Consider the following 26340-nt stretch of genomic DNA (forward strand, 5'->3'; position numbering starts at 1 on the left):
GTGTGGAAGGACGGCCCAGCCGGTCGACGGGCCCGGTCGTGCATCCGACTTCGTCGGTATCGCCCCAGGCTACCCGCCGGGCGGGACCGCTCACCGTGATGATCGCCATGGGCGGACACCGTCGCCGTCGTACGATCGTGGCCGTGACCACCGACCCCCTCTCCGCAGTCGAGACAGCCGAGGCCGTACGGACCGGCGCCGTCGGTGCGCTCGCCACACTCGACGCGGCCTTCGACCGGGTAAACCACCTCGACCCGTCACTCCGCGCGTTCACCAGCCTGCTGCGGGCGGAGGGTCGCGCCGCCGGGGCGGCCGTCGACGCCGCGAGCGCGAATGAACGCGCGGCCCTGCCCCTGGCCGGGGTACCGCTGGCGATCAAGAGCACCGTCACCCTCGACAACCCGGTTGTCGCCCCACTGCTGGCCGCGGGCGCGGTACCTGTGGGCATCACCGCCGCGCCCCAGCTGTGCACCTGGGGGATGACCGATTCCGACGCGCACGGCATCACCCGCAACCCTCGCGACCCTGCCCTGTCCGCGGGCGGGTCCTCGGGTGGATCAGCGGCGGCGGTGGCCTCCGGCATGGTGCCGCTCGCCGTGGGCGACGACGGGATGGGGTCACTTCGAATCCCCGCCGCGGCGTGCGGGATCGTCACCATCAAGCCCGGACCCGGCGTCGTTCCCACGTGCCTGGCGGGTGACAACTGGGGCGGACTGGCCGAGTCTGGTCCGCTGGCCAGGACCGTCGACGACGTCGCGCTGGCACTCTCGGTGATGTCCGGTCGGTCCGAGCTCGCGGACATCGGGCCCGTCCCCAGCGGGACACGTGTCGGACTGTCCTTTACCTCCCCGATCCGGCTCGGCCGCGATCTGGTGCGCATCCACGAACCCTGGGTGCGCGCCGCGCGGGAGGCCGCGGCGCTGCTGCGTGGCGGCGACCTCGTCGTCGTCGACACCGCCCTGCCCTCCCCACGCGACCCGGTTCTCTACCTCGCCCGGTGGACCGCCGGCGTGGCACGGGCGGCCGAGGACGAGAACCTGCCGCTGTCCGCTATGGAGCGCCGCACCCGGCACCACGCGCTGCTCGGCCGCACAGTGTTCCGGCGCGGCGGAGCGGGTGACGGGGACACGCGCTGGAATCGCGGTGTCGAGTCGCTCCGCGCAGAGGTCAACGATGCAATGGACTCCGCCGGCGTCGACGTGTGGCTCACCCCCTCGCTCGCAGACGTGCCGCCCGAGGCGACCGACTGGCACCGGCGGTCCTGGGGTCGCTCCCTGTGGGCGTCGATGCAGTTCTCACCGTTCTCCCCACTGGCCAACGTGCTCGGCTGGCCCGCGATGTCCGTCCCGTGCGGCGCCACACACAGCCCTCTCGGTCGGGTGCTGCCCACGTCGGTTCAGCTCGTGGGCCGGCCCGGCTCGGAGGCGACGCTGCTCGCGCTGGCCGCCGTGATCGAGAAGGGCAGCCGCTGAGCCGCATCCGCTGACCGGGCGGTTCAGTCCTCCGGCAACTCCGCGAAACGCTTCTTGACGTCCCGGTACCACCCGAGTGACTGCCGCGGCCGCCGCCAACGGCTCTTCATCTCTTCCCGCGCGGGGACGTGCGCCTCATCGCCGGCCTTCACGCGCTGCTTGAGGTGGGCGTCCTGGGCGTTGATCACGTCGTCCGCCGTCGCACCTGGGTGCGCCAGATCGCAGGGGCCACCCAGGTCTTGGCAGGTCATCGTCTTCACGGGGATATCCTCTCTGTCATGGCGACGCCGAAGCGCGTCGCCTCACCCTGATGACGAGTGGCCGGTCCGAAGTGTGACCGGGTCGCTCATCTCGGTTCTCCGTCCCTGCGCCGACGGGTAGCCGCGAGCACGTCGGGATCCGCGCGGAACTCGATGCGACTGACCACGCCGTCCGCGACCCGGAAGTCGAACGCCACCCGGGCCACTCCCCTGTCGAACCACGCCGCACCCGGTCGCTCGTCGACGAACACCGGCAGCGCCGAGGCTGCCGCCCCGTCGAAGAATTCGGCCACGGCGTCGCGCCCCTCGATGCGCGCAGGGGTCCCGAGGCCGATGGCGATCGGGTCGCCGGCCACCACCACGTCCGGCGCGAGGAGACCGAGGAGCCGGGTGAACTCGCCGCGCCGCGCGGCGTCGAGGAAGGCGTCGACGACGAGCCAATCCGCCTGCTCGACGGTGGGGCCCGCATCCGCGACCTTCGCGCGCGCCCGCGACGCGAGTTTGCGGGCCGCGACCGGTGAGCAGTCCAGTACGGCCGCGATCGCCGCGAAGTCGACCGAGAACGAGTCATGCAGCACGAAAGCCACCCGCTCCGCCGGGGTGAGACGGTCGATCACGACATGCAGCGCCGCGCCCACCGAGTCGGCGAGGAGTACCTCGTCGGCGGGGTCCGGCGCGGCCGCGGCGGCGTCGGCCGGCTCCATAGGCGGCGGGACCGCGGCCTTGAGCCGGTCCAGACACAGGCGGGTGACAACAGTGGTGAGCCAGGCCGGGAGGGAGTCGATCATCCGGGAGTCGGCGCGCGCCAGCCGGAGCCAAGCCTGCTGCACCACGTCCTCGGCCTCAGCCGGATCGCTGAGCACACTCGCGGCGATCCGGACGAGCCTGGGGCGTTCGCGCTGGAACTCAGTAGTCCGGTCCACGCACGTATCCTCCACAGCCCCTTGGATCCGACAGTGCGAGAGCGGTCTTCACAGAAGCCTCCGACCAGCTGGCCGGCGGCATCGTGGGTGCGCGAGAGAGAAGTGGGTGGGCCGGGACGCGGGGTCGCCTCTCGGCGAGGTGCGCAACGCGGTTCCAGCCGGACGGAATTCCGCGAGGGCGTTGGGGTGAGCCCGGGGGACACTGCCGCGTCCCAGTCCACCCACTAGAACCACATCATCGGCGGATCTGTTCCCGCCCCGCCATTGCCGCCTCCCGCAGGCCCCGATCAGACGTACTGCTGAACGATCCGGCGCTTGACCAACTTGCCGGTCGGGGTGCGCGGCAACTCGTCCACGAAATCCAGGCCACGCGGGATCTTGAAGTCGGAGATCGTTCCGCGCAAGGCGCCGAGGATCTCCTCGGCGAGACCGGGATCTCCCGCACGACCGGCGGCGGGTACCACCACGGCGTGCACCCTCTCCCCCATCTCCTCGTCCGGGAGCCCGATCACTGCGACGTCCTCGACCGCAGGGTGCAGGACCAGCGCGTTCTCGATCTCCTGCGGGTAGATGTTGACCCCGCCCGAGATGATGGTGAACGCCTTACGGTCCGTGAGGTAGAGGAAGCGGTCCTCGTCGAGGTAACCCACGTCGCCGAACGTCGACCAGGTGGGATGGTCGGGGTGGAATACGGACGCCGTCTTCTCCGGATCACCGTGGTACGAGAAGGTGCCCTCGTCCTGCTGCCAGTAAATGGCGCCGATCTCGCCCGCGGGGAGCTCGCGACCCTCCTCGTCGCAGATGTGCGCGATGCCCTTGAGCCCATCCCGGCCTACCGACCCGGGGCGTTCGAGTGCCTCCTGCGAGTTGATGAACGTGATACCCATCCCCTCGGTGGCCGAGTAGTACTCGTGTATCACCGGGCCCCACCACTCGATCATCCGACGCTTGACCTCGGGCGGGCACGGCGCGGCCGCGTGGATCGCGTGAGTCATGCTGGACACGTCGTAGCGCGCCCGTGTCTCCTCCGGCAGCTTGAGCATCCGCACGAACATGGTCGGCACCCACTGGGAGTGCGTGACCCGGTATTCCTGGATGAGCCGAAGCGACTCCTCCGCGTCGAAGTGGTCCATGAGGATCACGGTCCCGCCGACGGAGTTGACCACGCCGCAGAACCGGAGCGGTGCCGCGTGGTACAGCGGCGCGGGGCACAGGTACACACTGTCGGCGTCGAACGCGTAGAGGAAGCTGAACACTGGGGTATACGGGTCGGGCACCTCGTCGATCTGCCCCTCCGGCGGGTCCACGCGGACGCCCTTGGGCCGGCCGGTGGTCCCGGAGGAGTAGAGGAAGTCGTGGCCGCGGGGCTGGTCCGTAGGCGGCGCGGTCGGCTTGCCCTCGAGCAGTGACCGGTAGTCCTCGAAGCCTTCCAGCTCGCCACCGAACACCACCCGGTGCTCCACATCCGGGTGTGCGCCCGGCGTGACGTCGACATGATCGGCCACCGGAGCCGAGACGAACAGAGCCCGGGCGCCGCAGTCACTGATGATGTAGGACGACTCGTCCGCCGTCAGGTGGTGGTTGATCGCCGCGACGTACAGGCCTGTACGGAGCGCGGCCCAGTAGATTTCGACCATCTCAAGGGTGTTGTCAGAGACCACCGCGATCGTCTCGCCGGGACGGAGCCCCCAGTCGTCGGTCAGGACGTGGGCGAGCTGGGCGGAACGGGCCTCGAGCTCGGCGTAGGTGATCTGCTCACCCGTCGCCGGACGGATCACGGCAGGCTTGTCGGGGGTGGAGGCAGCGAAGGTTCCTGGAAACATGTCCAGAGCCTAGCCCCACAGAGTGACCCGGGTCACCAAATTGACGGCCGGTAGCCGGCTACCGTGGGTGGGCGCTGCCCCAGCTCAGGAGTACATACGGGGGTGCAGCCGGCCGATGTACGGCAGGTCGCGGTAGCGCTCGGCGAAGTCCAGGCCGTAGCCCACTACGAACTCGTTGGGGATGTCGAACCCGATCTCGAGGATGTCCAGATCCGCCTTGACAGCGTCGGGCTTGCGCAGCAGGGTGACGATCTCCAGCGACCGCGGGTTCCGCGTGCGGAGGTTGCGCATCAGCCAGGACAACGTGAGGCCGGAGTCGATGATGTCCTCGACGATGATCACGTCGCGGCCGGCGATGTCACGGTCGAGATCCTTGAGGATCCGCACCACACCCGACGAACTGGTGGAAGACCCATACGAGCTGACGGCCATGAACTCCAGCTCGGAGGGGATGGTCAGTGCCCGCGCGAAATCGGATACGAAGATCGCCGCGCCCTTGAGCACGCAGACCAGCACGACCTCCTGCTCGACGTCGGCGTAGCGCTCACCGATCCGGGCGCCCATCTCGGCTATCCGCTCCCGGATGGTGTCAGCGTCGAGCAGTACCGATTCGATTTCGTCCGCGTACTTATCCGTGGTCATCTTGCGTCCCCGCTCCGCTCGCCCGGTCGTTCTCCACGACCACCTTTCCATGTCGACGCCGGGCGACCAACCTGGCAGAGGGGCCCGCCCCACCAGCATCCGCAGGTCCGGTGCCTCCGACCGCCACCCCGCCCTGCCCGCGCCAGTCCGTGATGAGCGCGGCCACCGACGTGATGTGTGCGTATGTGGGCGCGACAACCCCCTGGGCCAGCAGCCAGCGGCGCAGGACCCGGGTCAGTACGGCGGCCGGCAGCGGCTCAAGTCGGCTCACCTCCAGGGTGCCGTCGTCGCCGACGGGCACGGCCCCTGCGAGGCGGTCGAGCTCGTCGTCGTCGACCCCCAGCAGTGCCGCGGTTCGCGCCAGGCCCTCGGCGACGCCGCCCCCCAGCACATCCTCGAGCAGCGGGACGACCTCATGGCGCAGGCGTACCCGTGTGAATGTGGGGTCCGTGTTGTGCGGGTCGTCCCACCACGTGATCCCGAGGTGGCGGCACGCAGCGCGGGTATCGGCGGCGCGTACGCCGAGCAGTGGGCGCCCCCACGGCGCGTTCCATGTGGCCATCCCCCGCAGCGACCGGGCGCCGGATCCGCGCCCCAGGCCCAACAGGACGGTCTCGGCCTGGTCGTCGAGGGTGTGGGCGAGCAGCACGGGGCGGCCGCGGCGCGCAGACTCGAGCGCGGTGTACCGCGCAGTGCGGGCGGCGGCCTCGGGGCCGGAGCCGTCGGAGGGGACGACGACGACGAGGACCTCCGCCGATACACCGAGCCCGCGGGCCGCGGCGGCCGCGTCCCGGGCGACGACGTCCGAGCCCTCCTGCAGGCCGTGGTCCACCACGAGGGCGGTCACGGTGGCGAACTCGACGGCAGCCGCGGCGGTCAGGGCCAGCGAGTCCGCTCCCCCTGACAGGGCCACGCACACCTCGTCGCCCACCTCGGGGTGGTCGCGGCGGAACTCCCGCATCGCCGCGCGCACGGTCCAGGCCGGGCCGGTCCAGGCCGGGCCGAGCCGGTCAGCGGCAGCCACAGGCGCGCAGTTCCGCGGCGATCCGGTCGAGGACCGGACGGGCGACGGCGGGATCGGTGCCGGATGCGAGCAGAGCGAAGCTCATGGTGCGACCGTCGGCGCTGGTCACCGAACCCGCAAGGGCGCTCGCCCCGGCGAGGGTGCCGGTCTTGGCGCGTACCCACCCGGCGCCCGCCGCTGACGGGCCGGAGAACCGGTCGATCAGCGTCCCCGACCCGCCGGCCACCGGCAGCGTGTCGAGCAGGTCGCGCATCTCGCGGGTGGCGTCGGGCGCCGACGCGGTGCGCAGGACGTCGGTGAGCACGGCCGCCGAGATGCGGTTGCCGGCGCTCATCCCGGAGCAGTCATCCAGGCGCACCCCGGACATGTCGAGCCCGCGTTCGGTCAGGGTGTCGAGCACGGCGGCGGTCCCGGTCGCGAAGTCGGCGGGCCGTTCGGGGTCGCGGTCCAACGCCACCTCGCGGCAGATCGCCTCGGCCAGCACGTTGTCGGAGTAGACGAGCATCGAGCGGACGCGTTCAATGAGCTCAGCCGACGAGACTCGGCCCAGCTCCTCGGTGGTCTCCACCGACCCTGTCGAGACCTCCACACGCTCCGGGTCAACGCCCAGTTCACCGGCCAGGGCACGGCCGGCCGCGAGGGCGGGGTCGGTGGAGCGGGGCGAGTATTCGTCGGCCGGGTCGAGGCGGCCCGCGTCGAGCATCCACGCCTCGACCGGTGCGATGTTGCCGGCCGGAATCTCCGCCGGTGACCAGCCCGGGCCCAGCCGCGGTCCGGTGTACGGGCCCGGGTCGACGACGATGCGGGCGGGCGTCATCCCGGCCGCGCGGACGACCCCGGCGGCCTGCGCGAGCGTGGCCGCGCCGGGGAAGAGCGCTCCGGGCTCGGCGCCGCGGGACATGGTGGGGTCGCCACCGGGGACGACGACCAGCGTGTCCGGCTCGACGCCGCGCGCGAGGACTGTGTCGACGCGGGCGTCGCCGGGCAGGCGGGTCAGCGCGGCGGCCGCGGTGAGCAGTTTGGTGGTGGACGCGGGGACTTTCGGATCGCGCGGCCGACGCTCCCACATCACCTCTCCGGTCGCGTCGTCGACCACGCTCGCGGTGAGGTCGCCGACGGCCGGGGAGTCCGCGAGCGGTCCGAGGATCCGTCCGAGCGCGGCCGGGTCCGGCGCGGGCGCCGAGTCGTCCGCCGCGACGAGGCCCGGGCTCGGATCGGCTACGGCCTCCGACGGGGAGTCGACGGCGGCTCGAAGGTCATCGTCGACGTCGGTGACCAGGGCTGCCGCGACGAGTCCGCCGACAAGGAGGAGGACGACGACGAGCACGATCCCGGCCCGCCACGCGAGCCCACGCCCCCGCCACATTCCCCGCTCGGTCACGCCACTCACGCACCCTCCCGGACGCTCACGCCCCCACTGTCACCGCCGTCTGCAGAGACCCACGCTAGCGGCCCGCGTGACCGCGCCCACCCCCGGCGCCGGTGCCGCCTACTAGAATCAGCCCGAATTGACCGGGAGAGCCGTCCCGGGTCCCGAGCATGACGATTTGTGAGGTAGCCCGTGTCTGTCGAAGTGACCATCGAGATCCCCAAGGGTTCGCGTAATAAGTACGAGATCCACCACGAGACCGGCAAGATCTACCTCGACCGGTTTCTCTTCACCTCGATGGGCTACCCGGCCGACTACGGCTTCATCGACAAGACCCTCGCCGACGACGGTGATCCCTGCGACGCCCTGGTCCTGCTCGACGAGTCCGTCTTCCCCGGCGTGATCGTCAACTCGCGTGTGGTGGGCGTCTACACCATGTCCGACGAGGCCGGCGGCGACGACAAGCTGCTGTGCGTGCCGGCCAAGGACCCGCGCTGGGAGCACATCCAGGACATCAACGACGTCCCCGACTTTGAACTCAAGGCGATCGAGCACTTCTTCCTGCACTACAAGGACCTCGAGCCGGGCAAGCACGTCATCCCGGGCGAATGGCGGGACAAGGCTCACGGCGAGAAGCTCGTCGTGGAGGGTCTCGAGAACTTCCGCACGCACCCCGAGGAGAAGGCCGTGCCCTTCCGCGGCTGACCTGGCCGCCCGTACAAAGACGAGCGTTCCGCACACACCGCCCGAGTGGGGTGTCTGCGGAACGCTCCTGTCGTTGTGCGGCGGTGCTGTGCGTGTCGGCCAGCCCCGCGGCCGGCTCAGCGCCGCACCGACCCCACCTCGCACCGACCCAGCCCCGTGTGGAGTCACTCGGTGCAGCAAAAGCCCAGGACCGCCCCGCCGGACCGCTGACGGAGTGACTCCACACGGCCGAAAGCGGGCCCGGGGTGCGGGTGCGGGTTCGGCCCTGAAATCCGGGTGCGGGTTCGGCCCGGACGAACGCGCGGGCCGGCTCACCGGCAGACTCAGCGGCAGGGTTAGCGGCCTGTGTACTTCGCCTCGCGCTTCTCCATCGTCGAGCTGATGGCCTCCATCATGTCGGAGGACGCCAGGAAGCCGGCGTTCCATGTGGCGACGTAGCGGTTGGACTCGTAGATCGGCCCCTCGATCGCCCGGTTGAGTACTTCTCTGGTGCCGCGGACGACCAGGGGCGGGTTGTCCGCGATCTCGGCGGCCGTCGCGTGTGCCGAGTCCAGCACCGCGGCGGCGTCGTCGGCGACGTGCGAGACCAGGCCGTAGCGCAGGGCCGTCTCAGCGTCGATGTCTCGGCCGGTCAGCGCCAGCTCACGGGTCAGCCCGGAACCGATGATGTACGGCAACCGCGCGAGCGACCCCATGTCGGCGACGATGCCCACTTTGACCTCGCGGACCGAGTAGGTCGAGTCCGCCGAACCGTGGCGGACGTCGCATGCCGAGATGAGGTCGATGCCGCCACCAATACAGCGGCCCTGGACGGCAGCCACCGTGGGGGTCCTGGCCGCCGCGACCGAGTCGATCGCCTGGCGCATGGCCTCCACGAAGTCCAGGATCTTCTCGTTACGCGAGGCGTCTGGAGCCTTGTCGGAGGGCAGGAACTCCATGAACTGCGGCATCATCGCCATCAGGTCCAGTCCGTACGTGAAGTTGCGGCCCTCGCCCGCGATCACGGCGGCGCGAACCTCGGGATCGGCGTCGAGCTCAGCCATGACGCGGGGCATCTCGGCCCAGAAGTCCGGGCCCATCGCGTTGTTGCGACCCGGGCCGATCAGCGTCACCTGGGCGACGTGCGGGTGCCGAGCCCCCTTCTCGATGCGGACGGAAACGTACTCGCCGGCAGTGGCTGAGGTGTCAGGAGTGCTCATGGACTCAGCCTGCCACGGGCGTCTCAGTCGCGGGTGTCGGGCATGACGAACCACAGGATCAGATAAATGAGCAGCTGCGGACCCGGCAGCAGGATCGAGGCGACGAACAGGACGCGGACCAACGCCGGGTCCAGCCCGAAGTAGTCGGCCAGGCCGCCGCACACGCCGCCGATCCAGCGGTCCTCGGACCTGGTCAGTCGCTTGGGCTGGGAGTCTGGGTAGTAGGTCATGACAGTTCTCCTCGTCGTCGTGAAAAGTAGCTCGGGGACCTCCTCCCCGGTGACCTCCACCCTCCTCGCCGCCCACCCGATCCACATCGGGGTACGACCCCGATTTACGACCCTGATCGCGCGTCGGGGTGCGCGCCTCTCCAGTCAGGGGATGCGCCGAGCCCCGAGCGTCACGTGTGGAACTCGCCGCAGTCCACGGTGAGGGTCTGTCCCGTGACCGCGGAGGCGGCGTCGGAGAGCAGGAACAACACCGGGTCGACGATCTCCCGCTCCCCGGGCAGGCGCCGCAGGTCCATCTTCTCGGCGGTGTGTGCGTAGACGTCCTCGAGCGTGCCGCCGTACTTGGTGGCCAGGTGCTCGAAATACGCTTTGAGGGTCTCCCCGTAGATGTACCCGGGCGCCACGGTGTTGACGCGGATGCCGCGCGGGCCGAGCTCGGTGGCGAGAGAGTGGCCGAGCGCGACGAGGGCGGTCTTGGCGATCTTGTAGCCGGCGTAGCGCTCGCGGGAGTGGTGGATGACCGCCGAGGCCATCATGACCACCGAACTGCTCGCCGGCGCGGCGCCGTCCTGCGCGGCGCCTGCTCCATCTTCATTCGTGCCCGCCCCCGCGCTGGCGCCGGTGTCCGCGGCACCGGCCTCGAGCAGCGAGGTGAACTCCTGCGTGGTGCGCAGCGCGCCCAGCACCGACAGGTCGATGCCGCGCGAGATCTGCTCGTGGTCGGTCTGCGCGAGCGGCTTCATGCTGGGCACAGCGAACGCGCTGTACACCAAGCCGTGAACGGCGTCCGTGTGACCGGCGACCGTCTCGCGCAGCGCGCGCACCGACCCGGGATCGGTGGCGTCGACGGACGCCGCGATCGCGTTTCCGCCGCCCGCGCGAACCTCCTCGGCGATCTCGACCACGCGCGACTCCGTACGCGCCGCGACGACCACGGTCGCGCCCTTCGCTGCGGCTCGCAGGGCGAGCGTGCGACCGAAACCCGGGCCCGCTCCGACGATCACGATGGTCTTGTTGCTCAGGCTCTCTGTCATTCGACTCACTTAACCAGCCCGCAGGCGAGCGCGGTGGGGAGTTCACCTACGCGGGATACGATCCGCAGGTGGCCAGCATCCCTGAGCAGTATCTTCGCAGCTCACACGTGGCGGATCCCCGGACGCTCCTCGACGTGCTGGGCGCCGCGGCGAGCCGTCATCCTGACGCGCCGTGCATCGACGACGGCGCCCGCGTCCTGACTTACGCCGAGGTCGCGCGCACGATCCACGCATCCGCGCGGTGGATGCACGAGCAGGGCGTCGGCGCCGGCGACCGGGTCGGTATCCACATGCCCTCGGGCTCCGCCGACCTGTACCTGGCGATCCTGAGCACCTTGGCGGCCGGCGCCGCGTATGTTCCCGTCGACGTGGACGACCCGGCCGAGCGCGCCGAGCTGGTGTTCGGGCAGGCACAGGTCGCGGCCGTCTACACCGCCGACGGCTTGCGTGTCACCGACCCCGACCGGCCCGCCGACCCCGCCCGCCACCGCGGCCCGACCGTGGACGACGACTGCTGGATCATCTTCACCTCCGGCACCACCGGCCTACCCAAGGGCGTGGCCGTCACGCACCGCAGCGCGGCCGCGTTCGTCGACGCCGAGTCGCGGATCTTCCTGCAGGACACGCCGCTGGGCCCCGGCGACCGCGTGTTGGCGGGGCTATCCGTAGCCTTCGACGCCTCCTGCGAGGAGATGTGGTTGGCCTGGGCACACGGGGCGTGCCTGGTGCCCGCGCCGCGCTCGGTCGTCAAGTCCGGGCTCGACCTGGGGCCGTGGCTGCTCGAACGCCGGATCACCGTCATCTCCACGGTGCCCACCCTCGCCTCGATGTGGCCCGATTCGATGCTCCGCGACATCCGGATGGTGATCCTCGGCGGCGAGGCCTGCCCGCCCGAGCTGGCCGAACGACTGGCCGGCGACGGGCGCGAAGTGTGGAACACCTACGGCCCCACCGAGGCGACCGTGGTGGCCTGTGCCGCCCGGCTGGACGGGCACGGCGAAGTGCCGATCGGGCTGCCGCTCGACGGGTGGGACCTCGCGGTGGTCGACCCCACCGGCCGGCCGGTGGGGTACGGGCAGTCCGGCGAGCTGGTGATCGGCGGCGTCGGGCTCGCGCGGTATCTGGACCCCGAGAAGGATGCCGAGAAGTACGGGCCGATGGAGTCCCTCGGCTGGGAACGCGCCTACCGGTCCGGGGACATCGTCCGGTTCGAGGCCGACGGCCTGTATTTCACCGGCCGGGTCGACGACCAGGTCAAGATCGGCGGGCGGCGGCTCGAGCTGGGCGAGGTCGACACCGCCGTATCTGCCCTGCCCGGGGTGAGCGCCGGTGCCGCGGCGGTGAGGAAGACCGACGCGGGCCAGCCGGTGCTCGTGGCCTACCTCGTGGCCGAGAACGCGAGCGGTTTCGACCTGGCGGGCGCGGCCGGACTTCTTCGCGAGCAACTGCCCGCCGGCGTGGTGCCGCGCCTGGCCCTGGTCGACGAGCTGCCCACCCGCACCTCCGGCAAGGTCGACCGGGCCGCCCTCCCTTGGCCGCTGGCCCAGACGTCGGCGGCGGAGTCCGAACTCGACGGCACCGAGGCGTGGGTCGCCGAGCTGTGGTCCTCCGCACTCGGTGCCGACGTCTCCGGGGTAGACGAGGACTTCTTCGCCCTCGGCGGCGGGTCGCTGGCCGCCGCCCACGTGGTGGTCCGGGTCCGCGAGCGCTTCCCCGCGGTCACCGTCGGCGATATCTACGACCGCTCGCGGCTGGGTGACTTCGCCGCCTACCTCGAAGAGCTGGAGCCCGAGGCCGAGGTCGAGCCGCGACACGTCCGGCCCGTCGGCCGCGGCGCGCAGCTCATGCAGGTACTCGCCACGATCCCGCTGCTCACCGTGACCGGCCTGCAGTGGCTCACCTGGCTCGGGATTGCGAGCACCCTCGCCGCCGGATCCGGGGTGGCGTGGGCGCGCCCCGTCTCGTGGTGGGTGCTCGGGATCCTGGCGGTGCTGCTTCTGCTGCCCGCCGGGCGGATGGTGGTGACCGCCGGACTGTGCCGGGCGCTCACCGCCGGCGTGATCCCGGGGACGTACCCGAGGGCGGGCGCGGTGCATGTGCGGATCTGGGCGGCCGAGCGACTGCTCGAGGTCTCCGGGGCGGCGAACCTGGAGGGTGCCGGCTGGCTCACCCCGTTCGCGCGGCTGCTGGGCGCGCGGATCGGTCACGGTGTCGACATGCACACCCTGCCGCCGGTCACCGGGCTGCTCCATGTGGGCGACGGGGCCTCGATCGAACCCGAGGTGGACCTGGCCGGGTACTGGGTCGACGGCGACCTCGTGCACGTGGGCGCGGTGGAGATCGGCGAGAACGCGGTGGTGGGCGCCAGGTCCACACTGCTGCCCGGCGCGGTGGTAGGCCGCGGGGCGCACGTCGAGATCGGATCCGCGGTGGTCGGCACCGTGAAGGCCGGTAAGCGCTACGCCGGATCGCCAGCGCTCAAACGCGGTAAGCGGGGGTCTAGTTGGCCCGCCGAGCCCGCGCCCCACAGCCGGGGCTGGAGCCTGGTCTACCAGCTCTCTGCGGTGGCTCTGGGGGCGATGCCGCTGCTGGCCCTGTTCGCCGGTCTCGCGCTGGTCGCGTGGGGAGTCCGCGGCGCGGACAGCCCGGGCGGGCTGATTCTGCGCGCCGCGCTGTGGTCGATCCCCGCCACACTCCTCGCGCTCGCACTCTTCGCCTCGGCCACCCTCGTGTCGATCCGGCTGCTGTCGATCGGGCTGACCCCGGGCTTCCACCCGGTCCACTCGCGCATCGCCTGGCAGGCGTGGTGCAGCGAGCGGATCATGGACGCCTCCCGAAACTGGCTGTACCCGCTCTACGCCTCGATGCTCACCCCGGTCTGGCTGCGCATGCTGGGCGCGACGATCGGTAAGGACGTCGAGGCCTCGACCGTCCTGCTCATCCCCTCGCTCACCACGGTCCGCGACGGGGCGTTCCTCGCCGACGACACCATGGTCGCACCGTACGAATTGGGCTCCGGGTGGATGCGTCTGGAGCACGCCCAGATCGGCAAGCGCGCCTTCCTCGGCAATTCCGGGATCGCCTCGGCAGGGCGTAAGGTGCCCGCACGGGGCCTGGTCGCAGTACTGTCTTCCGCCCCGCAGAAGGCCAAGAAGGGCACGTCGTGGCTGGGGTCGCCGCCCCGGAAACTGCACCGTGCGGTGTCCGACGACGACGACGATGTCCGCACCTATCAACCACCTCGCCGTCTCAAAGTGGCGCGAGGCGCGTGGGAGACCCTGCGGCTGGTTCCCACGTGGCTTTCCTTAGTCCTGCTGGTCAGCGTGCTCGTGGTGATGCAGGCAATCCATCTCAAGTGGGGCTTCGGTGTGGCGGCGCTGAGCTCGGGACTGGTTCTCGCCTCTGCGGGACTCGTTGCCCTCGTGGTGGCCGTGCTGGCCAAGTGGGTGCTCGTGGGTCGAATTCGCGCGGGAGAGCAGCCGCTGTGGTCCTCGTTCGTGTGGCGCAACGAGGTCGCCGACTCGTTCGTCGAGTTGCTGGCCGCGCCGTGGATGGCGCGCCCCGCTTCGGGAACCCCGGTGATGAACGCGATGCTTCGCCTGCTGGGGTCGCGCATCGGCCGCGGCGTGTGGTGCGAGTCGTACTGGCTGCCCGAGGCCGATCTGGTCTCGCTGGGCGACGGCGCCACCGTCAACCGCGGTTGCGTGGTCCAGACACACCTGTTCCACGACCGCGTCATGCAGATCGACCGAGTGACGGTCGAGCCCGGCGCCACGCTGGGCTGCCACTGCGTGGCACTGCCGGCGTCGTCGATCGGTGACGGCTCCACGGTCGGTCCCGCCTCGCTCGTTATGCGCGGCGACCGCATCCCGCCCGGCACCCGCTGGCAGGGCAACCCGATCGCGCCCTGGCGCGGCTAGCGAGCCCTGCCGGCGGAGGACCGGGTGTCGACACGATCTGACTGACAGGAGCGGATCAGGCGCCGGCGATCGCCCGCAGCGCGGCCAGGTGCGACTCGTATGCTCGACGCCCGCCGCGGGTGAGCGAGAGCCAGGTCCGGGGACGCTTGCCCACATAGCCTTTACGGACCTTGACGTACCCGGCCTTCTCCAGCACCGCGGCCTGCTTGGACAGGGTCGAATCGGTCACCTCCACCGCGTCCCGGATTGTCGCGAACTCGGCGTCGTCGACTCCGGCGAGTGCGGCGACGATCGAAAACCGCACCGGGGCGTGGATCACCTCGTCGAGCTGGTGACGCGCATGCCTGTCCGAACGGCCGCCGGCCCCCGGGACCGAGCCCCCCGACGCGGTGGCGCCGCTCGTCGTCGTCGACTGTTCCTGACTCATCGCTCGCCACCGCGACGGACGATGATCGCGGCGGCCACCAATCCGGGCAGCGCGACCACCAGCACGGCGAAGGCGAACCACCAGGGCGTGAGGCCGATCGTGGTGCGGATGACGTGCAGGCCCGTGACCGCAACGAGGACCATGACAGCGGATCCCGCGACGCCCCAGGTGTACGTCCGCCCCGACCCCCGGGGACTCGCGCTGATCGCTCGCCGCTGCCAGAAGACCGCCACGAACAGGAGCGCCACGTACGGCACCATCGCCCAGTTCGAGTACATCGTCGCGATGGTTCCGACGCCCATCAGTACCGCGATGCCCGCGGCGAAGCCGGCGAACACCCAGACGTCGTGTCGGGAACTCACCGGTGGACGCCCCTCGGCCTCGGCGAGGAGGCGGGCGGCCTCTCGTTGATCGACCTCGCCTGTCGTGGAGTGCTGCGGGTCCATGGTTCTGCCTTCCCTCGGTCTCCCGCGGGGTTTCCGTCGTGGAGAGAGGTTCAGCCTATGCAACTACTTGCCTAACTGGCAAGTAGTTTACAAACCTCGCATTTCCGCGCCGGCGACGGTGGTCACCACCTCAGGTCCTCTAGACTCGCGCAGGTCATGGAATTGAAGGCAGTCACGTCAGACCTCGTCGCCAGGATCGCGGCCCCGCACACGCCGTCGGGCGCCGACCCGGTCGACCCCTATCTGCCCGGCACCGGCAACCACGGGTACCGCGTGACGCGATACGAGTTGGATCTCGACTACAAGATGAGCCCCAACAACCTCCGTGGGGAGGCGGTCATCACGGCCACCGCCACCGAGACGCTCGAGTCGATACAGCTCGACTTCTCCCCGCACCTCAAAGTGTCGAAGGTGGTGATCGACCGCGGCGGGGCCGTCCGCTACACCCGACCCCGCGGCAAACTCTCGATCACCCCCGCCGAACCGCTCGACGCGGGATCGTCGTTCACGCTGACCATCCGCTACTCCGGCAACCCGAAGCCGATCCGCGGCGCGTGGGGGGAGGTCGGGTGGGAGGAACTGACCGACGGCGTCCTAGTAGCCAACCAGCCCAACGGCGCCTCCAGCTGGTTCCCCTGCGACGACCATCCCTCCTCCAAAGCCCCGTTCCGCATCCGGCTCACGACGGACTCGCCCTACCGCGCCGTCGTCACCGGCACGCTGGTCGGCAAGAAGCGCAGCGGAAGCACGACCACCTGGGATTTCGACCTGCCGCACCCCACCTCCACCTACCTTGTCACCATCAACCTCGGCCGCTATGAGCATCTCGAGTTGACCGGGGGGCCGGTGCCGTTCCACGCCTTCGTCCCCGCCGAACTCAAGCGCGGATTCAGGCAGGCCTTCGACCGTCAGCTCGAGATGCTCGCGGTCTTCTCCGACCTCTTCGGCCCGTACCCGTTCGACAGCTACAAGGTCGTGGTGACCGACGACGAGCTCGAGATCCCGCTCGAGGCGATGGGCATGTCGACGTTCGGCCGCACCACGTGTGAGGCCGGGGACCGGCCGGACTCGGACGAGCGGCTCATCGCCCACGAACTCGCCCACCAGTGGTTCGGCAACGCCGTGACCGTCGCCCAGTGGAAACACATCTGGCTGCACGAGGGGTTCGCCTGCTACGCAGAGTGGCTGTGGACCGAATTCTCCGGCGGCGCCGACGCCGCCAGCCACGCCCTGCGCTACTACTCCAAGCTGCAGAATTCCCCCCAGGACATCCTCTTGTCCGACCCCGGGCCGAAGAACATGTTCGACGACCGCGTTTACAAGCGTGGCGCCCTGACCCTGCATGCACTGCGCCTGACGATCGGCGACGACCGCTTCTTCGACCTCCTGCGCGCGTGGGTGGCCGAGCACACCGGAAAATCCGTCACCACCGACGACTTCCTCCACATGGCCGCCGACCACTCCCCCGTCGATCTGCGCCCGTTGTGGAACGCCTGGTTGTTCTCCGAGCCCCTGCCGCCGACACTCGGTATGCCCGATGACGACACCGGCAGCCGCTGAGTCCGCCCCGCGCCCAGCGCCCGCTCCCGCCGGCGCGGGAGGGCTGCGCGCACTGACCCTGGCGACGGTGTTCGCCGCCGCCTCCGGATACCTCATCATGGTCATCGTGGGTCGCTCTCTGGGCCCGGCCGACTACCGACTCTTTGCCTCCTACTGGGGGGCGTTCTTCGCCCTCGGCGGCGTGGCAAACGGTCTCATGCAGGAGACAACGCGGGCCGTCCGTGCGGCCCGTGGCGGTCAGTCTCCGGCACCGTTCGGGCCGCGGGTGCGACTGCTGCCGGCCGGATTGATGCTCGGGCTCGGGCTGGCCGCCGCCGTACTGCTGAGCTGGCCCGCCTGGCCCACCCTGGGGCTGGCTACGCACTCCGGTGCCGGGGTGGCGATCATGGCCGTGGGCATCCTCGGGTTCGCGCTGCAGGCCGCCACCGCCGGTGCGCTGTCGGGCACCGAACGATGGGGGATGTACGCGGTCCTCCTCACCGTGGACGCGACGCTGCGGCTCGCTGTCGCGGGCGTCGCCTGGTGGCTCGGCGACGCCGGGCTGGGATTCGCCGTCGCCACCGTCGCGGGAACGCTCACGTGGGCGCTGCTCGTCGCGTTCTCCGCCGCGACCCGGGCCGCTCTCCGGTCGGCCCTCGATGTCGGCCGCAGCGCGTTCTGGCGCCATACGGGGTCGGCGATGCTCGCCTCCGCGGGGACGTCCGCCCTAGTCGTGGGGTTCCCGGTGTTCGTCACCGCCACCGCCCGGGAGTCCGACTCCGCCCCCCTGGTCGGCGCCGTGATCCTCGCCATCACTCTCACCCGGGCTCCGCTTCTGGTCCCGCTCACGAGTTTCCAGAGCGCGATCATCGTGTATTTCGTCGAACGCCGCGCTCGTGGCGTCCGCGCTCTGGCGGCACCCCTGGGGCTCGTCACGGCCGTCGGTGTCGCGGGCGCCGGCGCCGCATGGCTGATCGGCCCCTGGCTGATCGGCCTTCTGTTCGAGGACGAGTTCGTCCTCCCCGGACCAGTCCTGGCGGCGCTCACCGCCGCGTCCTTGGGGACGGCCGCGCTGATGATCACCGGCAACGCTGCACTCGCTTTTGGCCATCACCTGCTCTACAACGCCGGGTGGTGGGTCGCGGTCGTCGCTGCCGCGGTCCTCCTCCTCGCCCTGCCCGGCACCGTGGATGCCCGCTCGGCGATCGCGCTGCTCGCCGGACCCGGATTCGGGGTGGCGCTACACCTGCTCGGAATTGCGCGTTCCGGGCGAGCGGAAGGCCACCCCGCGCCGTGACCGACGCCCGCGTCCTCGCCCGCCGTGCCCAGATCCTCGCTCGGCCCGCCGCCGAACTGCTCGCCGCGCTGCTGGTGGCGGCCGTCGTCGGGACCGTCACGTTCGCCGCGGTCGACGCCCTTCCGTTCGTCGAACCCAGCTGGTTGCCCGAGACCTTCGGCGGGACCCTGGCCGCGGCCGTGGTCATCCTTGCCGGGTGGCTGCTCTTGCGCCGGTCCGCGAGCATGCGGACCCTGTGGCTGCTCGGAACCGCCGGCCCAGCCTTCCTGGCGTCGTCCCATCTCGGGCTCCTGCTGGGCGGGACGCCGCACTACCTGTACGGCCTGGGCGGCGACCAACTCAATCGCGTCGCCTACGTCACCCGCTTCGCCGACTCCCCCGCCCTGGCAGATCCGTTCTACGCGGACGCCGCACCCTTCTACCCACCGCAGTGGTTCTGGGTGGGAGGGCGTCTGGCCGCGCTGTCCGGCGTCGACGGCTGGGAGTTCTACAAGCCCTACGCCATCGTCACGATGGGCATCGCGGGCGCGATCGCGTTCGTCGCCTGGCGGTGGCTCGTCCCGGCGCGACTTGCGGTCCTGTTCGGCCTGGTCACCGCCATCGTCGGCGTGCACACCAACGCCTACGAGCCGTACTCGTGGATCCTCATCTGTCTGCTTCCGCAGGTCGTCGTGGCGACGTTCCTGCTCTGCGCACGCGTCACCGCAGGAGCTGGATCCCTGACGCACCGCAGGCCCACGTGGCCACTCGTCGTGACGATCGGCGTGTACCTCGGCTGGGCCGCGCTCGGCTACACCCTCATCGCGGGTTTCGCGGCGCTGCTGGTGGGGCTCGTCGTCGTCATCCACGTCTGGCGGTTCCGCACCGACCGCGCCGCGGTCCGTGCTCTGCTCGCCCGACTGGCCGCGATGGCCGGGATCTCTGCGGCGATCGCCCTGCTGTTCTGGCACCGGTACCTGTTCGCGGTGCTCGGCGGCGCGGAGACCGAGACCTCCGTGGCCAACGACTTCGCGCCCGAGATCGCGTCCCGGTGGCCGCTGCCGATGTTCGAGGTGTCCGCGTCAGGGCTGCTGTGCCTGATCGGTGTGGTGTGGATCGTGGTCACCGTGTGGCCCGCCGGGATCGGCCGGGCCGCCGACCGGGCGACGACGGCGCTGCGCACACGAATGGGTACGGAAGACGACGCGCAGACCACCCGCTCCGGTGACAGCGCCCTCCCGACTGCGGACCGCAGGCGCATCCTGGCGCAGGCACTGGGACTGGTGGTGCTGGCCGTCCTCGGGTGGTACGTGCTCTCCGGCGTGCGTGCGGTCACCGGGAGCACGCTGCTGCCGTTCCGGATGATCCCGATCATCACGCTGGCTCTCTCGGTGGCCGGAGCCGTGGGCGCGGTGGCTCTGGCCCGGTGGGCCGTGGATACGTCACCTGACCAGTCCCGCGGCCGGGTGACCGCAGCGGCTGTGCTGGTCGCCGGGCTCGCAGCGGTACAGATGGTGCAACACGTCTCCGAGGAGGACACGCACTTCGCCGCCGCCGCCAGACAGACTCCTGCCGTACCCCACCGTGTCCTCGATGCGATCGACGACATGACCGGCGACCGGGAGCCTTCCGAACTGGTGGTGCTGACCGCAGACCCGACCCTGTACGTCTACAGGCCGTACTTCACCTTCCAGGGCCCTGCGCAGGCCTACGCGACACCGGCGGCCCGGTACGGCGAGCGCCTCGACGAGATCCGCCAGTGGGCGGACACCACGACCCCCGAGGAACTGAACGCAGCACTGGAGTCGAGCGCATTCCGCAGTCCCGACGTGCTCGTACTCACCCGGGAAGGGTCCCGCCGGTGGATTTTCCCCGCGGTGGTCAATGAGATGCCGCGCATCAAGAACAACTCGCGGGAGGAGATCGTCTTCCGACCGCGGCAATTCGATGACCCCGCACTGTTCGACGTTCGCCGGGTCGGGTCGCAGATGGTGATCGTCCGCCGGTGACCCCGCACGGCGGCGGGCTCAGCAGTCAGAGTCTGCCGGCGGCGATCAGGTCCACCGGGTCGGCCAGGTCGACGGTGCCCACGTATCCACCGCCATCGGCGATCGCGTCGTGAACACCGAAGCCCAGCAGCTCCATCGATTCACGCGGCAGCTGGCGCGCCTGCTCCAGCGGGATCGAAAGGTATTGGTTTTCTTCCGTGCGCAGCCAGCCGAGGCAGTAGCTGATGTGCATTCCACGACGCCACTGGTCCGCGGTGGTGTTCGCGCCTGCGGCGTGGATGGTCGAGCCGAGGTAGATGATGCCGGACCCGGCCTTCATCACCGCGGGAACGATCTCGTCCTCGGTGGGCTGACGGTCGCGGTCCCACAGGTGACTGCCCGGCACGACCCGCGTGGCGCCGTTCTCCGCGGTGAAGTCGCGCAGCGCGACCACCGATGCGAGCTGAACGTTCGGGCGGGGCGACGGCAGCTGCGACCAGACCTCCTCATCACGGTGCAACATCTGTGGCGTACCGCCGGGGCCCCTGTTGAGCACATGAGCCAGGTTGAGTTGGTACGCGGCACAGTTCGGCAAGAGCACCTCGTCGCACACCGCCCGGTAGATGGGGTGGGTGAGGATCTCGGTGGCGAAGACCTGCGATTTAGCCGCCAGCCCGGCCAGGTGTTCCGTGCGATTGCCGAAGAACGCGGCGACACCCTCATTGACGAACCCCCGCTCGGCGCCCTGCGCCGATTCCGTCAGATGCTGGTCCAGCTCAGTGTTGAAACGGGCGAGCAGGTCGGTATCCAGTAGATCCTCGACGAGCACTGCGCCCTGCTCGAGGAGGGTATCGGTGATGGTCGCGATCGGCGCGGACGCGTGGACCCGGGTCAGTTCAGCCATGAGAACTCCTTGTACAACGTGGACGGTGCAGGTTGCTGTGATCTGGACAACATCAAACCACGCCGACCCCGCTTAACGCAACATTTGTTGCGTTAGTGCTCGCGATCGTCCCCTCCAGAGCCTGGCCCGTCGATGAGTAGGGTGAGGCGCATGTCCAGTGGAGAACCGCGCACGCAGCGAATACGCGCCGGTGGACGTAGCGAAATCGTCCGCCAGACCGTGGCGACCACGGTGCTGGAGATGCTGCGCCAGGGAAACTCGGCGTTCTCCGTTGCGGAAGTGGCGAAGCGCGCCGGAATCCATCGCTCTACGGTGTACCGCTGGTGGCCCACCCGCCTCGAACTCATCAAGGAGGCGCTGACGCTTCACACCGCCCGCCTGGTCGTACCCGACACGGGTTCCTGGGCTACGGACATCGACGCCCTTACGCGCGAACTAGCGGAATTCTTCTCAGACCCCGTCGAGGCAGCGATGAACGCGGTGCTCGCCTCCGACAGAGACTCCGAAGTCGCGAAGACCCAACGCGAACATTGGGCCCCGATCTTGCGGGACCTGTCCCGGGTCGTCGACCGGGCCAAAGCACGCGGCGAGGTGCGCGATGACGTCAACCCGCGCTTTGTCCTGGAGATCATCGTCGGACCACTGTTGTTGAACACCACATTCGGCCATAACGAGATCGGCCCCACCGCCATCGACGCCATCGCCGATCTCGTCACGAACGCGTTCTCCACAGCCGGATCAGCCGCTGGTACCGAGGTCGGCCGCTAGGCTAGGGCTATCGGCCATGCCCGTGGCCGTCGACCGCACGGAGGTGCAGCGATGTTCGACATGTCATTGGGCTCGACATCCCAATTGTCAGCCGAATTCACAGACTGGCTCCAGACGGGGAACCTCCCGCCGTACACAATTCTCGGCGCGTTCATGTCGGCCAGTCTCGCGCTGGTGGCGGGCGTCGGCCACGCTCTCACCCTGGGCAGCTGACGCCCGGCGCTCTGTCACGCAATCAGAAATCGCAGGCCGATGCCGTTGAGGATCTCCTCCGCCTCGTGCCAGTCGATCATCCGTGCCCTCCCCCGCACGGCGCCGGACCTCGGGTCAGAACTTGCGGAACGTGTGCCCGAGCAACTTCTTCCCGCCTTCGGCGAGCTTGCCGGCCTTCGCCGCGGTCGGCAGCAGGGACAGCGCGTTGAGCCGTGACGTCACATGCAGGCGCGCAGCCCGCTCGGCGCTCTTCCACCCGCGGGCAGCAAACGCGTCGGCCTCACCGGCAAAAAAGCGAGCCTCCTCGTCGAACCGACGGCCATCGAGTGCACGCACCGACGAGTCGGACGCCCCGTGCCGGCGGTAAAGGAACGCCAGGGTGGGGTCGTAGATCATGTGGCCGCCGCCGGTGATGACGTCGACCAGCAGAGCGAGGTCCTGGACCACGTCGAGGCCCTCACGGAACCCGATCCGCTTAACCCACTCGGAGTTCCACGCCAGCGACGGAAAGTAGGTCCAGTTGCCGTGCATGAGCGAGGTCATGAGTTTCTCGCCGTGCAGCACTGTGCGGCCCTGCGCCTTGGGCTGGGTGAGCGCCTTCACCGAGTCGGACAGTCCCCGGACGGGCGCGCCGTGCTCGTCGATCACGCTGACGCCCACCTCCATCACCGCAGCGTCGGGCACGGCGTCGAATCCGTCCGCCACGACCTGTAGGTAATTGGGCAGCATGATGTCGTCGGCACCCATGATCACGACAACCGGCGCGGTGACCATGCCGACGCACTTGCGGTAGTTTCCGTTGGCGCCGAGGTTGGTCTCGTTCTTCTCGTAAGTCACCCGCTCGTCGCGCGCGGTGATCTCGCCCATGTAGCGGGCCGGCTCCGGATCCGGGTAGCCGTCGTCCACCACGACCAGCCGGAAATCGCGGTAGCTCTGCGCGAGGACACTGTCCACGGCCTTCTTGAAATGGTCGACGTCCCCGTAGTAGGGGAGCATCACGTCGATGGCCATCAGGGGAACCGCCGTCCTTCTCGTCACCGGATTGTCCGTTCGATCGCATAGTATCGACCTCCGATGAACGGGGACAGTGTGCGGGATACGGGGCCGGGCGCGGCCGGCGGGGATCTGACCGTCGAGAACCGCGATGTCTGGTTGATCGTTCCCTGCTTCAACGAAGGCTCCGTGATCGAGGACGTGCTGCGCTCGGCGCTCGAGACGTTCCCCAACATCGTGGCGGTGGACGACGGTTCGGCGGACAATTCGGCTGTGGCGATCCACCGTGCGGGCGCCCACCTGGTGCGCCACCCCGTGAACCTGGGGCAGGGCGCGGCCATCCAGACCGGTGTGGAGTACGCCCGCGCGCAGCCGGGGGCCCGCTACTTCGTCACCTTCGACGCCGACGGTCAGCACCAGGTCAAGGACGTGCTGGCCATGGTGGGGCGGCTGCGCGCCGAGCCGGTGGATATCATCGTCGGCACCCGCTTCGGCCGCCCTCGCGGCGGCGACGACCAGGTCCCGCTGATCAAGCGTCTCGTGCTGCGCACCGTGGTGCTGCTGAGCCCGCGCACCCGGCGGCTCGGTCTGACCGACGCCCACAACGGCCTGCGCGTGTTCAACCGTCGCGTCGCGGACGACCTCAACCTGCGGATGAACGGGATGAGCCACGCCAGCGAGTTCGTGGAACTCATGGACTCACACGGCTGGAGGGTGGCCGAGCAACCGGTGGACATCCTCTACACCGAATACTCGATGTCCAAGGGCCAGTCGTTGCTCAACGGCATCAACATCCTCTCCGACGGGTTCGTGGGAAAGAGACTGCCCCGATGATCAAAGTCCTGCTTCTGTTGGCCGGCGCCGCGCTGGTCGTGTTCTTCTTGGCCAACCGCCGCAAGGCGAGGGCGAAAGCCGGGGTGAAGATCGGGTTCGTACTGTTCGTGGTGTTCATGGTGTACGCCGTGATCCGTCCCGATGATCTCACCGTGGTCGCCAACTCACTCGGGGTGCAGCGCGGCACCGATCTGGTGTTGTACGCGCTGGTCATGGGCTTCGCCTTTGTCACCGTCTCCACGTATGTCCGGTTCCGTGAACAGGAGCTGCGGTACTCGCGTCTGGCCCGGACGATCGCGTTGCAGAACGCGGTGCGTCCCGGAGACCGGGTCGACGCGGGAGCGATGAAGCCGGCCCCGCACGACGACGACCCGATGGCGCCCTGACCCACCCGTGAACGAGGACATCGCTGGTGAGGCCGCGCGGTTGCGGCGCCGACTCGAGGTCGCGCGCGACCGCCTCGACGCGATCCTCGCCGGTGCAGGGGACCGTGTGGGTGCCGGCGTCGCCGCCGTGGGGGCCGGGCCGGGCGAGGGTATCGCTCGTATCGACGACGACGACGAGATCCGCGCCCTCCTTCAGCCCGCGGCCGCCCGGATTGCGCGCCTGGTCGAGCTGACCGAGGCGTTTGCGGACGGCACGCTGCCCGAGGCGTCAACCGGGGATGCGGTCCGGGCGGTGGCGGGCACCCAGCCGCACCGGCGGCCACGGTGACCGGTGCACTCCCGGAAAACCCGCCACCGGCCCGGGTAACCCGACTACTCGACCTGGCGGCAGCGCTCGTCTCGGTGCGGGATGCGTTGGCGACGGCTCGCAACGCGCTGCTCACCTCGGCCATCCGCTCCCCCGCCCTGGACGCGTGCGCCGACGCGGTCGACGGCGAGGCCCGGGGACTGACCGAGATCCTGGCGGGCGTGTACCGGCTGGTCGAGCTCGCAGAGGACTCCTGGGACGACCTCGACGGCCCGGACCCGCTCCCCCGACCCGAGCGCGAGGCCTTGCGGGAGAAACTGGACCGCGCCGTGGACAACGCGTTCACCGATCTGGCCAGGCTGGCCGGGGTCCCGGCGGGCTCGGCGGGCTCGGCTCGCGAGCCGGACGAACCGGAAGAAGCGGTCGAGTCGGACGGACTCGACACCGCCACGACGGTCACTTCCTGGGCCTCGGCCGAACCCGAACAGGTCTATGCCAGCATCGAGAAAATGCCCGTCGCCGACCGGCGGCTCCTGGCATTGGCGGAGCCCGAGGCCGTGGGCGGGACGTACGGCGTGCCTTGGCCGGTGCGGGCCCGGGCCAACGCGGTGGCCGTGCGCAGGACGCTCCACCGCGAACAACTGGCGGGTACTCCGTGGAGCCCGCGCATCGGGCGTCTGGAGACGATGGCGCGACGCGATGCTCGTCGTCGTCGTTCCTTTCCGGCGTTCTCGCCGCACCGCGGTGGGAAGATGATCGAGCTGGTGGGCGAGCTCGGCCGGAATACCGAGGCGGTGGCGGTCTACGTGCCCGGCACCGGCACCAACCTGGACATGTCCCACGTCAACACCGACGTCGCACTGGACCTCGTCGACGCCGGCGGCGGACGCCTGGCAGTGCTGACGTTCCTCGACGGCGAGTTCCCGCAGGACATCATGGCCGACGCCGGCAATCCTCGATTCGCCGAGACCATGGCTCCACGCCTGGTCCGGTTCTGCCGCGAGGTTGACAGGGTCATGGAGATCGAGTGCCCTGGCGCCGCGCTCACGGTGGTAGGCCACTCGTACGGCGGACGGATCGTGGGCACCGCCGAACGGTTGGGCCTGCGCGCCGACCGGGTGATCTACGCTGAGTCGCCGGATCTCGGGGCCGGCGTCACAGTGCCGTCGGATTGGCGCTCCCCCGGCCCGGTGCGCCGGTACTCCCTCACCGCTCCCGGCGACCCGGTGGAACTCCTGCAGGTCCGGTTCGGTCTGCGGCGGCGATGGTCGCACTCCGACCTGGGTGACGGCACCGTGCGGCTCGATACCGGCTATTTCACCGACGGTTCCCCGGTCTACGGCACCCGCGGCCACGGCGGAGTATTCGACCGGGACTGTGGCGCGTTCCGGGCGATGCTCACCGTGATGCTCGGCGGTCCGGTCGCCCTCTGGCGAGAACGGGAGATTCGGGCGCGCCACACCAGCGTCGGCCGCGGCGAAGAGGGGCGGATCGTCCCCATCCTCCGTCGACACACCGTGGGGCTGTTGCTCCGTCGCGATCAGGACCCGTACGGCGACGCGACCGTGCTCTGGGAGGCGCCGGAGCGACTGACCACGGTCCCGCCGGCGACGCGCGCGGCAGTGGACGAGGTTGGCGTTCCCGCTGGGGCTGTTTGA

25 protein-coding genes are annotated in these 26340 nt (G+C 70.0%); 12 read left to right on the forward strand and 13 right to left on the reverse strand.

What is annotated here, in order from left to right; all coding sequences use genetic code 11:
- Nucleotides 1–143: 143 nt before the first annotated feature.
- A complete protein-coding gene (locus FQ137_RS00480; RefSeq protein ID WP_255583280.1) occupies nucleotides 144–1472 on the forward strand; it encodes an amidase in 1329 nt (442 codons plus the stop codon).
- A gap of 23 nt (nucleotides 1473–1495) precedes the next feature.
- Here the strand turns inward: FQ137_RS00480 and FQ137_RS00485 are convergent, their stop codons facing one another.
- The 6 genes from FQ137_RS00485 to dacB all read right to left on the reverse strand — a co-directional run bounded on the left by FQ137_RS00485 (nucleotide 1496) and on the right by dacB (nucleotide 7534).
- Entirely contained in the window at nucleotides 1496–1723 is a 228-nt protein-coding gene (locus FQ137_RS00485) for a hypothetical protein (protein WP_255584090.1), read from the reverse strand.
- Nucleotides 1724–1818: 95 nt separating this feature from the next.
- Complete coding sequence (locus tag FQ137_RS00490) at nucleotides 1819–2655, reverse strand: sigma-70 family RNA polymerase sigma factor (RefSeq protein WP_149290657.1); 837 nt, start codon at nucleotides 2653–2655, stop codon at nucleotides 1819–1821.
- Nucleotides 2656–2942: 287 nt separating this feature from the next.
- Entirely contained in the window at nucleotides 2943–4478 is a 1536-nt protein-coding gene (locus FQ137_RS00495; RefSeq protein WP_149290658.1) for an acyl-CoA synthetase, read from the reverse strand.
- Nucleotides 4479–4562: 84 nt separating this feature from the next.
- Complete coding sequence (gene hpt, locus FQ137_RS00500) at nucleotides 4563–5120, reverse strand: hypoxanthine phosphoribosyltransferase (RefSeq protein WP_149290659.1); 558 nt, start codon at nucleotides 5118–5120, stop codon at nucleotides 4563–4565.
- The gene (tilS, locus tag FQ137_RS00505) at nucleotides 5107–6081 is read right to left on the reverse strand and encodes a tRNA lysidine(34) synthetase TilS (RefSeq protein ID WP_149292539.1); all 975 of its coding nucleotides are present in this window, start codon (nucleotides 6079–6081) and stop codon (nucleotides 5107–5109) included. Before tilS ends, hpt begins: the two co-directional genes overlap by 14 nt.
- Before the next feature lie 49 nt (nucleotides 6082–6130).
- On the reverse strand, nucleotides 6131–7534 hold the full coding sequence (gene dacB / locus FQ137_RS00510; protein ID WP_255583281.1) for a D-alanyl-D-alanine carboxypeptidase/D-alanyl-D-alanine-endopeptidase: 1404 nt from the start codon (nucleotides 7532–7534) through the stop codon (nucleotides 6131–6133).
- Between the two features lie 171 nt (nucleotides 7535–7705).
- Between dacB and FQ137_RS00515 the strand changes: the two genes are divergently transcribed.
- Entirely contained in the window at nucleotides 7706–8218 is a 513-nt protein-coding gene (locus FQ137_RS00515; RefSeq protein ID WP_149290660.1) for an inorganic diphosphatase, read from the forward strand.
- A gap of 335 nt (nucleotides 8219–8553) precedes the next feature.
- Here FQ137_RS00515 and FQ137_RS00520 read toward each other — a convergent pair whose 3' ends face one another.
- From FQ137_RS00520 to FQ137_RS00530, 3 genes are all read right to left on the reverse strand, one after another.
- Entirely contained in the window at nucleotides 8554–9417 is an 864-nt protein-coding gene (locus tag FQ137_RS00520; protein WP_149290661.1) for a crotonase/enoyl-CoA hydratase family protein, read from the reverse strand.
- A gap of 23 nt (nucleotides 9418–9440) precedes the next feature.
- Entirely contained in the window at nucleotides 9441–9647 is a 207-nt protein-coding gene (locus FQ137_RS00525; RefSeq protein WP_149290662.1) for a PspC domain-containing protein, read from the reverse strand.
- Nucleotides 9648–9817: 170 nt separating this feature from the next.
- Nucleotides 9818–10681 carry an SDR family oxidoreductase gene (locus tag FQ137_RS00530; RefSeq protein ID WP_149290663.1) on the reverse strand — a complete coding sequence of 288 codons (864 nt, stop codon included), beginning with the start codon at nucleotides 10679–10681 and terminating at the stop codon, nucleotides 9818–9820.
- Between the two features lie 68 nt (nucleotides 10682–10749).
- Here FQ137_RS00530 and FQ137_RS00535 point away from each other — a divergent pair, with 68 nt between their 5' ends.
- Entirely contained in the window at nucleotides 10750–14601 is a 3852-nt protein-coding gene (locus FQ137_RS00535) for a Pls/PosA family non-ribosomal peptide synthetase (RefSeq protein ID WP_149290664.1), read from the forward strand.
- A gap of 55 nt (nucleotides 14602–14656) precedes the next feature.
- Here FQ137_RS00535 and FQ137_RS00540 read toward each other — a convergent pair whose 3' ends face one another.
- Nucleotides 14657–15028 carry a transcriptional regulator gene (locus tag FQ137_RS00540; protein WP_149290665.1) on the reverse strand — a complete coding sequence of 124 codons (372 nt, stop codon included), beginning with the start codon at nucleotides 15026–15028 and terminating at the stop codon, nucleotides 14657–14659.
- Nucleotides 15025–15474: a hypothetical protein gene (locus FQ137_RS00545; RefSeq protein WP_149290666.1), complete on the reverse strand. Its 450-nt coding sequence runs from the start codon at nucleotides 15472–15474 to the stop codon at nucleotides 15025–15027. The genes FQ137_RS00540 and FQ137_RS00545 overlap by 4 nt, the downstream gene beginning before the upstream one ends.
- Before the next feature lie 162 nt (nucleotides 15475–15636).
- Here FQ137_RS00545 and FQ137_RS00550 point away from each other — a divergent pair, with 162 nt between their 5' ends.
- Genes FQ137_RS00550 through FQ137_RS00560 form a run of 3 tightly spaced genes read left to right on the forward strand, consistent with a single transcriptional unit; the run spans nucleotide 15637 to nucleotide 20298 of the window.
- Nucleotides 15637–17034 (forward strand): M1 family metallopeptidase, encoded by a 1398-nt coding sequence (locus FQ137_RS00550; protein ID WP_149292541.1) that lies wholly within the window; start codon nucleotides 15637–15639, stop codon nucleotides 17032–17034.
- Entirely contained in the window at nucleotides 17012–18310 is a 1299-nt protein-coding gene (locus tag FQ137_RS00555) for a polysaccharide biosynthesis protein (RefSeq protein WP_149290667.1), read from the forward strand. The genes FQ137_RS00550 and FQ137_RS00555 overlap by 23 nt, the downstream gene beginning before the upstream one ends.
- On the forward strand, nucleotides 18307–20298 hold the full coding sequence (locus FQ137_RS00560; protein ID WP_149290668.1) for an arabinofuranosyltransferase: 1992 nt from the start codon (nucleotides 18307–18309) through the stop codon (nucleotides 20296–20298). The genes FQ137_RS00555 and FQ137_RS00560 overlap by 4 nt, the downstream gene beginning before the upstream one ends.
- Nucleotides 20299–20323: 25 nt before the next feature.
- Here the strand turns inward: FQ137_RS00560 and FQ137_RS00565 are convergent, their stop codons facing one another.
- A complete protein-coding gene (locus FQ137_RS00565) occupies nucleotides 20324–21181 on the reverse strand; it encodes a phytanoyl-CoA dioxygenase family protein (protein ID WP_149290669.1) in 858 nt (285 codons plus the stop codon).
- Nucleotides 21182–21331: 150 nt separating this feature from the next.
- Here FQ137_RS00565 and FQ137_RS00570 point away from each other — a divergent pair, with 150 nt between their 5' ends.
- Both FQ137_RS00570 and FQ137_RS15275 read left to right on the forward strand, forming a co-directional pair.
- Nucleotides 21332–21949 (forward strand): TetR/AcrR family transcriptional regulator C-terminal ligand-binding domain-containing protein, encoded by a 618-nt coding sequence (locus FQ137_RS00570; protein WP_188064695.1) that lies wholly within the window; start codon nucleotides 21332–21334, stop codon nucleotides 21947–21949.
- Nucleotides 21950–22000: 51 nt separating this feature from the next.
- Nucleotides 22001–22162, forward strand: coding sequence for a hypothetical protein (locus FQ137_RS15275; protein ID WP_188064697.1), 162 nt, complete (start codon nucleotides 22001–22003; stop codon nucleotides 22160–22162).
- Between the two features lie 114 nt (nucleotides 22163–22276).
- On the opposite strand, the gene FQ137_RS00575 is transcribed toward FQ137_RS15275, so the two are convergent.
- The gene (locus FQ137_RS00575) at nucleotides 22277–23173 is read right to left on the reverse strand and encodes a glycosyltransferase family 2 protein (protein WP_149290671.1); all 897 of its coding nucleotides are present in this window, start codon (nucleotides 23171–23173) and stop codon (nucleotides 22277–22279) included.
- A gap of 63 nt (nucleotides 23174–23236) precedes the next feature.
- Between FQ137_RS00575 and FQ137_RS00580 the strand changes: the two genes are divergently transcribed.
- From FQ137_RS00580 to FQ137_RS00595, 4 genes are read left to right on the forward strand one after another with little or no spacing between them, the layout of a single operon-like run.
- Entirely contained in the window at nucleotides 23237–23989 is a 753-nt protein-coding gene (locus tag FQ137_RS00580; protein ID WP_149290672.1) for a glycosyltransferase family 2 protein, read from the forward strand.
- Nucleotides 23986–24375 (forward strand): DUF2304 domain-containing protein, encoded by a 390-nt coding sequence (locus FQ137_RS00585; RefSeq protein WP_149290673.1) that lies wholly within the window; start codon nucleotides 23986–23988, stop codon nucleotides 24373–24375. The genes FQ137_RS00580 and FQ137_RS00585 overlap by 4 nt, the downstream gene beginning before the upstream one ends.
- A gap of 7 nt (nucleotides 24376–24382) precedes the next feature.
- Nucleotides 24383–24703 carry a hypothetical protein gene (locus tag FQ137_RS00590; RefSeq protein ID WP_149290674.1) on the forward strand — a complete coding sequence of 107 codons (321 nt, stop codon included), beginning with the start codon at nucleotides 24383–24385 and terminating at the stop codon, nucleotides 24701–24703.
- On the forward strand, nucleotides 24700–26340 hold the full coding sequence (locus FQ137_RS00595) for an alpha/beta hydrolase (RefSeq protein WP_149290675.1): 1641 nt from the start codon (nucleotides 24700–24702) through the stop codon (nucleotides 26338–26340). Before FQ137_RS00590 ends, FQ137_RS00595 begins: the two co-directional genes overlap by 4 nt.

Source organism: Dietzia sp. ANT_WB102 (assembly GCF_008369165.1).
GTDB lineage: Bacteria > Actinomycetota > Actinomycetes > Mycobacteriales > Mycobacteriaceae > Dietzia.